The following is a 7237-nucleotide window of genomic DNA, read 5'->3' on the forward strand; positions in this document are numbered from 1 at the left end:
CCAGCCCCAACCCGCCCCATCAGCTTGACGAAACCCATAGGGGCACCCCCCCGGGGACGATTGCTCGAATCGAAGTATCCAGACCCATCGGAACTGCAGCATCGAGAGCATCGATGACGAGCTCAGCTCCAGCAGCGAGCCGTACTTGTCATCACCTCGTACACCGGCGATGACGACCGGGAAATAGAGACACACGTGGGCGCTGCTGCGCAGCAAGCAGCAAGCGGGAGAACCCGCCCGGCTGGTTTGGTTGGCGCCTTGGGTGCCTCGTTGTTGACGCAGAGTCGCGCGGACCGCACCAAGCGGATGGAGATGGAGGCGACTGCGGAGCAGAGGCGTGAGGAACGTGATCACGCAAAGGCTCTCCTCGAGGCGGAGCAAGCGCGGGAACAGCCGAATCCGTTTCGCCGATCGAGGCCGGCGCGGTCAGTGGCCCAGGAGGGCTTCACGTGCTGCGCGGGACCAGATGGCTTGCTGCCTGCCGCTGAAGCCCATGCGGTTCCAGTGGAAGACGACATGCCGGGCCAGAATGCCGCGTAGGCCGAGCCAGAGATGGCCCGCGTTCTCGGCTTCCTTGAGGGCCTGACCACCGCTTCCCATGCCAGCCATCCAGTCGCGCAACGGTTTGAGTGGACCATTGGAGAGGGCGGGGCCAGTGTCTAGCGTGAGGAGCTTTCGCATCGGCTCCACGATGCTGCTGAACTTGTCCGGGGGTACGTCTGTGGGCAACGCCCGTTTGGCCTCGGCCTGGGCCCAGACTTCGCCTTGTTCGCCGCATTCAAGTCCTGCGGTGCGCAGGAAGACCGCGAGTACGAGCAGGGATGCGGTCTTGGCGTCGAGAAGCCCGTCCCTGCGATCGTCGGCATGCTGGTCGTAGATGAGCGCGCCCAGACTGTTGGTGTGGAAGATTCGGTGGGCGATCGCCATGCCGTCCAGGCCGCCGAAGGCGATGGTCTCCGGCTCATACAAGGTGGGCTGCCATTGCTTCACGACGCCCCAGGAGACGGCCGAGTCGAGTGCCTGCGCCGTGTGCTCGATGCTGTCTTCCAAAGAGGCGCCCGTTGCCGGTTGTGCGCGCAGTCTCCAGCAGGGGTACTTGCGGAGGAACCACCAGGCGCCGACGGCTTTGCTGTGCAGAGCTGGCTGAAGGTGCGCGCGGAAGGCCCGTGCGGCGGTCGGGTAGTCGGCGAAGGTGACGTACGCCTGGTACCAGCCCGCTGTCGGGTGTTCGAGGGCGGTCCGGCCGGCGGCCCGGTAGCGTTCGACTGCTTCGGCGAGCTGTCCGGGTGATGTCGGTACCCGCCGGGCGGCCTGTTCGATCGGTGTGCCGCCGAGGACGGCCAGGACGGCTTCCTCGCCGGGGTGGATGTGGTGCTGCTGCATGGGCCATCTCCTAGATCAGCAGGAGGCAGGCGTCCCAGTGGGTGGCGCACGCGGCGTCGGGCTCGGCACTCCTGAACGCGAGGGTGGCTCCGGCCGTGCCTTCGAGGAAGTCGGGTTGTTCCGGTGCGGGGGCGGAAAGGAAGCGTTCGCAGGCGCTCAGCAACCAGATGTTGAACGGCAGGGAGGTCTCGGCGTCCTGCGCGACGCGTTGAACGGTGCGGATGAGTCCGCCGACGCCGTGGCACAGGCCACGGTTGGTGAGCAGGTCGAGTTGCCGGGAGTCGGCCAGGCAGTACAGCAGGGCGCGTTCGGCTGTGCGTCTGCGGTCATTGTCGCCGAGGGCGAGTGCGGCGAGCTGCTGTGCGCGGACGATGCCGGGAGTGCCGTAGCACCAGGACGGTGCGGCGCTGTGCGTGGGGGCTGGGCCGTTCTTGTTGACCCAGCGGGGCCAGCGGGTTGCGTGGTGGTCGCTTTGCCGGATGCTGTCTAACCATTGCAGAATTCGGTACATGCCGAGTTCGTGGCCGTCCACGGTGACGCCGTGGCGTTTGGCCAGGGCGAGCAGTGCGAGGGGCCCGGTGATGCCGTGGCGAGGCCGGCGTTCGCGTGACCGCCGGGGGTGGCTGCCTGGTTGTTTGCCGGGGCGTGGCCGACCCACCAGCCGGGCAGCGTTTCCCTTCAGTTCCGGTGACCGGTTCGGTGAGCCGGACGAGGTACTCCAGCAGGCGTCGCAGTTCTTGGCCGTGGGGCTGTCGGCGTAGAAGGAGGGCGCCGACGCCGGTCAGGCCGCGGAACAGGTCGTACTCGGCGAAGGTGGTGAAGTGCCCCTTGTCGATGCGTGCGTGTGCGGCGGCCAGGCGGCGCCGGGTGTGGGCCGCTACGGCGTTGTCCAGGGTGTGGAGTGCTCCGGCGTACCGGTCGCTGCCGGCGGCGGCGAGGTGCATGACGTAGGCCATCGCGGGGGCGCCGAGGAAGAGGTTGGCGTCGTCGCCGTCGATGAGTGGGCCTGCTGCGGCGAGTTTGCGGTGCGCGACGTGGAAGGTGCAGAGTCCGGCATGGGCGCGCTCGATGTCGAGGAGGGCGGTGCCGAGCGGGCCGTGGGCCAGGGACTGCCGGGTGACGGGGTTGGTGTCGGGTGGGGCGGTGGTCACCGCGTGGCTCCTTCTGCGCGGGCGGTCCAGGACAGTGCGGCGGCGCGGGCCAGACGGCGGCAGGCGGCTTCTGCGTCCGGATCGATGCCCACAGCGCGGTTGTGGTGCATGTGCAGCAGGGACGGCAGCACGCCGGCGGGGTCGGTGCCGGCCTCTTCCAGTGCCTGCCGGTACATGTGGAGGAACCTGCGGCGCAGCGCCCATACCCCGGCCACGTGGGCGCCGCGCGGGGGTTCCCGTAGCGCGGCAGCCCCCTCGTCGGGGTTTGCCCCCGCAAGGCGGACGGCCGGTTCTTGCAGTCCCGGGAGCTGGCGGCGCCCTCGTTCTTGAGGAAGTTCGTCGTCAGCCACGCCCGGTCGGCCTCGGGAGAGCCGAGGAAGGCGGTGGCGATGTCGACCATGCTCGCGGCGGTGACCGCTGGCTTGGAGTCGTCTGGGATGGGCAGGACAAGTTGGGCGACGACGGCAGCGGAGTCAGCGGCGAAGTACCGCTCGGCGGTCTCCAGGGCGGGCCCCGTGCCGTACCGCCCGATCTCCGGTGTGTCGGTGTCCCACTGCACCTGCTGGATGAGTCCTTCACGACGCAGTTCGTCCGCCCACGCTGCGGTCTTTTGAACGGCCTCGCCGAAGGCCTCGGGTGAGGGCAGGCGTAAGCGAAGCCGCGGGTGGTTGTCCGGATCGGCGTAGCGGCTGAACCACACGTCCGCCGCCTGCGAGCCGAACTGCAGTAGCAGGCGCGGCAGATGGGGGACAGCACCTCGGAGGCCCGGTTAGGGTTGCCGTACAGCTTCAGGTGCGCCCACCGTGAGCCGGCCGGCATCCTGCCTGAGTCCCGGCTCACCACGGACTCGGGGTGGCAGGCAGGCGCGGGAGCGGGAGTCTGGTCGGCGGCGAACGGGACCGTCACCTCGTGCGCGCGTCCCACCCAGCCGAAGGCGTCCTCCGGCGGCGCTTTGTGCAGCACAACGGAGCCGTGGCGTTCCAGATCGGCGCGCAGCAGTTGCACATGTGCAGCAACGTCGAGGTCGATCCGGAGCCGACGGTCGTCGCTGCCGAGACAAACGGTGCGTGGGACGTCGTAGCGGGCGCGCCAGGTGGTGAAGCGGAAGGACCAGGGGCCGCCACCGTCGAGGTCGCGGATGCTCAGCCGCCAGCGGGCGGTGCACAGGATGGTGCGGCCGACGCGCACCTAGGGCAGGAACGGCAACGGGGCTGCGGCTCCCCAGGCGAAGGGGAGCAGGACGGCGGTGTGTGAGCGGTGCAGTTCGCACACGAAGCGGGCCAGCGGGTGGGTGGCGTTGCTGAGTTCGACGGCGTTCATGACGGAGGGCTCGATCGGCTGGCCGGTGGACAGCGACACCAGGTAGAGCCGTTGCGAGTCGGCGACGACGCCGAGGTCGTTCACGCTGAGGGCGGCGTCCGGGTTGTGTTCGCCGATGGCCAGTACGTGGGTCACGACGGCCGGGGCCCGGCCGACGTTGTACGTCTGCACGCGCAGCGGGGGGCTGGAGACTTGGCCGCGGACCGCGCCGGAGGTGAGCGTGGGCAGAGCGGCGTACGCTGCGGTCATCCGGTCCCGGTCCGGCCTCTCCAGCATGGTCAGGAAGCGCCCGGTGGTGGTGTCGGCGCTGAGGGAGAGGCCGACCATGGACAGCGCGAAGTCACCGCGCCCCAGGTCCTTACCGGGCGCGGGTGGAGACGAAGATACCGGCCGTGGTCGCAACCCGCTGCTGGGCCCGCTGCCGGACGCGGGGCTGCCGGCGTCGGGCACCTCGCGCCGCAGGCGCTGGCGAGGTCCCGGCGCGAGGGGGCGCGGCTGGTCGTGGACGTAGTGCCTTGTTCGTCATCCAGGCTGGGGCAGTTGCTGCCCGCTGTCCGGCACGGGTGCGCGGGGGCCTCACCGACGCGCAACACCCTACCGGTCCACCTCGCCCAGCAGGTCACGTTCGGGGTCTGCGGAGAAGTTCTGTTCACCCATGCTCAGTTCGAGCACACCAACACCGTCCGCGCCGAGCACGGTGCGAAGGGAAGTCGGCTGCCCGTCGCGCGGTACGAGCGGCCGGTGGGCCCGCTCCAGCCACTCCCGGTAGGCCGGAGCATCGCGGGCCACCGTCCAGTAGGACTCCTCCAACTCCTCGTAGACGTCGTCCAGTTCCGCCTCCGTGCGGGCGGCAAGGAAGAGGCGTACACCGATCGGGTCGCCCTCCAGGGGGCGGATCGCGAGGTCGGGATGGGGATGCGCGGTGGGCTGGCTCACCGTGACCACCTCGCCGGTGGCGGCCAGCGAGTACGCGGTGAGGTAGTCGCCGTGCAGCATCTCGCACTCCAGACCTGCCGCGCGCAGCGCCCGGCACAGCGCGTCCCACTCCCCGTCGACCGTGGAATCGACCATCCAGCGGTCGCCGGCCAGGTCGGCGAGCGGTACCTGCCGCCGCGCCGTCGCCGGGTGGTCCGCTGCCAGGGTGACGAACTGCGGTTCGCGTTCGACGAGAACGCGCAGGTTGAGCCTGGGCGGAATGCGCAGCGGACTGCCCTCGACCTCGTGCACGAAGGCTATGTCGAGCCGTCCCGCGGCGACCATGCCGAGCAGGAAGTTGGCGGACACGTTCATCTGCAGGGTGGGTTCGATCCGCGGGACCCGTGCCCGCAGCAGGCGTAGCCAGCCGGGAATGGCACGGCTCGCCGTGGCGCCGATGCGCAGCTGGAACCCCCCAGCTGTGCGGGCGGCCGCCGCCCTGGTCTCGGTGACGATCGCCGTGAACTCCGCCACCAGGGGCCTGGCACGGCTCAGTACCGCGAGTCCCAGCGGGGTGGGCCGGCATCCGGTCAGGGCGCGCACGAAGAGCTGGGCGCCCAGCGCGTGCTCGATGCGTCGCAGCTGCGTGCTCACCGAGGGCTGTGCCAGGCCGAGTTGCCGTGCCGCCTTGTGCAGACTGCCGGTGTCGGCGATGGCACAGAGAACGCGCAGGTGCCTCACCTCCAACTCCATGAAGGGAGCGTAGGGCGGGGCGGGTCGGCACACCAGATGTTCAAGTTCCAACGAGTAGGGACGAGTCGGCCGAGTCGATTCCGCCGGCCGACGCGTCTGGGTGAGCCGGCCGCAGATAGCACCGCGCTATCCCCAACTGCCATCACCCGTCATCCCATTGGACTGAAGGAGACTCACGGGCAACCGATCGTTCAACCCCACAGGACGAGAAGGAGCCCCCCACATGGCTTCGTTCCCCATGCCCAACAGGCCGAAGAACTCCAGGAGACTTCTGGCCCTCGCGCTCGGCCTGGGTCTGGTCTCCGCCGCGCTCGGCACCGCGACCCCGGCGAGCGCCCGAAGCACCGTCGAGACCCCGGCCCGGACCTCCGGTGCCGGCTACGTCGGCACGGCCGAGACCACCGGCAACAAGGCGTTCTTCGACGCCGTTGTGAAGTCAGTGGCGAAGCGGCAGGCCGCCCAGCCCTCCCTGAAAGTGGTGACCGTCTACTACAACGCCTCACAGGCGCCGAGCTTCCGTTCCCAGATATCGAGCGCCGCCGCCATCTGGAACAGCTCCGTGTCGAACGTCAAGCTCCAGGCGACCTCGGGAAGCGCGGACTTCGCCTACTACGAGGGCAACGACTCGCGCGGATCCTACGCATCGACCAACGGCCACGGCAGCGGCTACATCTTCCTGGACTACGCTCAGAACCGGCAGTACGACTCGATCCGTGTCGCCGCCCACGAGACCGGTCACGTGCTGGGCCTCCCCGACCACTACAGCGGCCCGTGCAGCGAGCTGATGTCGGGTGGCGGCCCCGGCCCGTCCTGCACCAACCGGTACCCGAACTCCACGGAGCGAGCCCGGGTCAACCAGCTCTGGGTGAACGGCCTCGCCAAGGCCATCGCGCAGCTGAGCAAGACCGGCTGACCTCGGTGTCTGGGGCGGACCGGCCTCCGGCACCTCCCGGTCCGTCCTCTCCGGTCCGCACCCTCATCTGGACCAGCGTCATCCGCTCCATGCCCTGCGCGAGTTCGAGTCGCACTACCCGAGGCCCGCCGACGCGCGGGCAGCACGAGCGCCGCGGTGCGGGCCGAGCAGACGACGTTGCCCTGGGCCTTATCACCCGCGCCCTGGAAGGCAGCCCCATCGAGGGTGCCCGGGTCACCGTGTGGGGCGCCGCGTTCAAGCCCGGCACGAACGACGTCCGTGAATCCCCGGCCCTCGCTCTGGCCCGCGCCCTTCAGCAGGCCGGCGCCACTGTCACCGTTCACGACCCGCGGGCCGTGATCCGCAATCCCGAATTCGACTACACCCACGACCTTTCCACAGTCAGAGAGAGCATCGCGGGGATCCCGGTTCCGGCCCCGCGGTAGAGCCCCGAACTCGGGGCCGTCGTCGGACAGGAGAAGGAACTGGCGCAGGTACGCGGCGCGCAGCCTCAGCAGGTGGAGCAGCCGCGAACCGCACACCATGAGCCGCCGAACGGCCGCGCGGACGAAGGCAGCGCCCAACACCTCGCCCACGCCTACCAGGACTGGATCGCCGCCTTCGGATTCGAGCCCACGAGTGCCCAGTTCGCTCGGTGGCTCCAAGACCGGTACGGCATCGCCACCGCGGCCGGCGGGCCCCTGTCCGAGGAGCATCTCGCACCCCTGCTCCGTCCCCGGCGGCCACCTGCCGCATCCCCAGGTCCACCACAGCCAGCGCCACCGCTACGACCTCCGGGAAC

7 protein-coding genes and 3 pseudogenes are annotated in these 7237 nt (G+C 69.7%); 2 read left to right on the forward strand and 8 right to left on the reverse strand.

Going from position 1 to position 7237, the window contains the following annotated elements; translation table 11 throughout:
- The 8 genes and pseudogenes from IPZ69_RS45870 to IPZ69_RS45895 form a co-directional block, all read right to left on the reverse strand.
- On the reverse strand, positions 1-354 hold a 354-nt coding region (locus IPZ69_RS45870), incomplete at its 3' end, for a hypothetical protein (protein ID WP_235460868.1).
- A 72-nt stretch (positions 355-426) separates the two neighbouring features.
- A complete protein-coding gene (locus tag IPZ69_RS45875) occupies positions 427-1383 on the reverse strand; it encodes a thiopeptide-type bacteriocin biosynthesis protein (RefSeq protein ID WP_235460869.1) in 957 nt (318 codons plus the stop codon).
- A gap of 10 nt (positions 1384-1393) precedes the next feature.
- Positions 1394-2041, reverse strand: coding sequence for a lanthionine synthetase LanC family protein (locus IPZ69_RS47275; protein WP_308407618.1), 648 nt, complete (start codon positions 2039-2041; stop codon positions 1394-1396).
- A gap of 100 nt (positions 2042-2141) precedes the next feature.
- Positions 2142-2534, reverse strand: a pseudogene (locus tag IPZ69_RS47280) (lanthionine synthetase LanC family protein); the annotation flags it as partial.
- Positions 2531-2884, reverse strand: a complete 354-nt coding sequence (locus IPZ69_RS47285) for a lantibiotic dehydratase C-terminal domain-containing protein (RefSeq protein WP_308407619.1) — start codon at positions 2882-2884, stop codon at positions 2531-2533. The pseudogene IPZ69_RS47280 and the gene IPZ69_RS47285, both read right to left, overlap by 4 nt.
- Positions 2885-2892: 8 nt before the next feature.
- A pseudogene (locus tag IPZ69_RS47290) lies at positions 2893-3234 on the reverse strand (thiopeptide-type bacteriocin biosynthesis protein); the annotation flags it as partial.
- Between the two features lie 353 nt (positions 3235-3587).
- A pseudogene (locus IPZ69_RS45890) lies at positions 3588-4181 on the reverse strand (lantibiotic dehydratase); the annotation flags it as partial.
- Between the two features lie 267 nt (positions 4182-4448).
- A complete protein-coding gene (locus tag IPZ69_RS45895; protein ID WP_235460870.1) occupies positions 4449-5522 on the reverse strand; it encodes a LysR family transcriptional regulator in 1074 nt (357 codons plus the stop codon).
- 223 nt (positions 5523-5745) lie between these two features.
- On the opposite strand from IPZ69_RS45895, the gene snpA reads away from it, so the two are divergent.
- The gene (snpA, locus tag IPZ69_RS45900) at positions 5746-6435 is read left to right on the forward strand and encodes a snapalysin (RefSeq protein ID WP_235460871.1); all 690 of its coding nucleotides are present in this window, start codon (positions 5746-5748) and stop codon (positions 6433-6435) included.
- Positions 6436-6524: 89 nt separating this feature from the next.
- Positions 6525-6881, forward strand: a complete 357-nt coding sequence (locus IPZ69_RS48035) for a UDP binding domain-containing protein (RefSeq protein WP_374296221.1) — start codon at positions 6525-6527, stop codon at positions 6879-6881.
- Positions 6882-7237: the final 356 nt, after the last annotated feature.

Source organism: Streptomyces olivochromogenes (genome assembly GCF_021538895.1).
Classification (GTDB): domain Bacteria; phylum Actinomycetota; class Actinomycetes; order Streptomycetales; family Streptomycetaceae; genus Streptomyces; species Streptomyces olivochromogenes_A.

Coding starts and splice junctions, on each gene's coding strand:
- IPZ69_RS45875 (WP_235460869.1), bottom strand. CDS start 1,383: ATGCAGCAGCACCACATCCACCCCGGCGAGGAAGCCGTCCTGGCCGTC.
- IPZ69_RS45895 (WP_235460870.1), bottom strand. CDS start 5,522: ATGGAGTTGGAGGTGAGGCACCTGCGCGTTCTCTGTGCCATCGCCGAC.
- snpA (WP_235460871.1), top strand. CDS start 5,746: ATGGCTTCGTTCCCCATGCCCAACAGGCCGAAGAACTCCAGGAGACTT.
- IPZ69_RS48035 (WP_374296221.1), top strand. CDS start 6,525: ATGCCCTGCGCGAGTTCGAGTCGCACTACCCGAGGCCCGCCGACGCGC.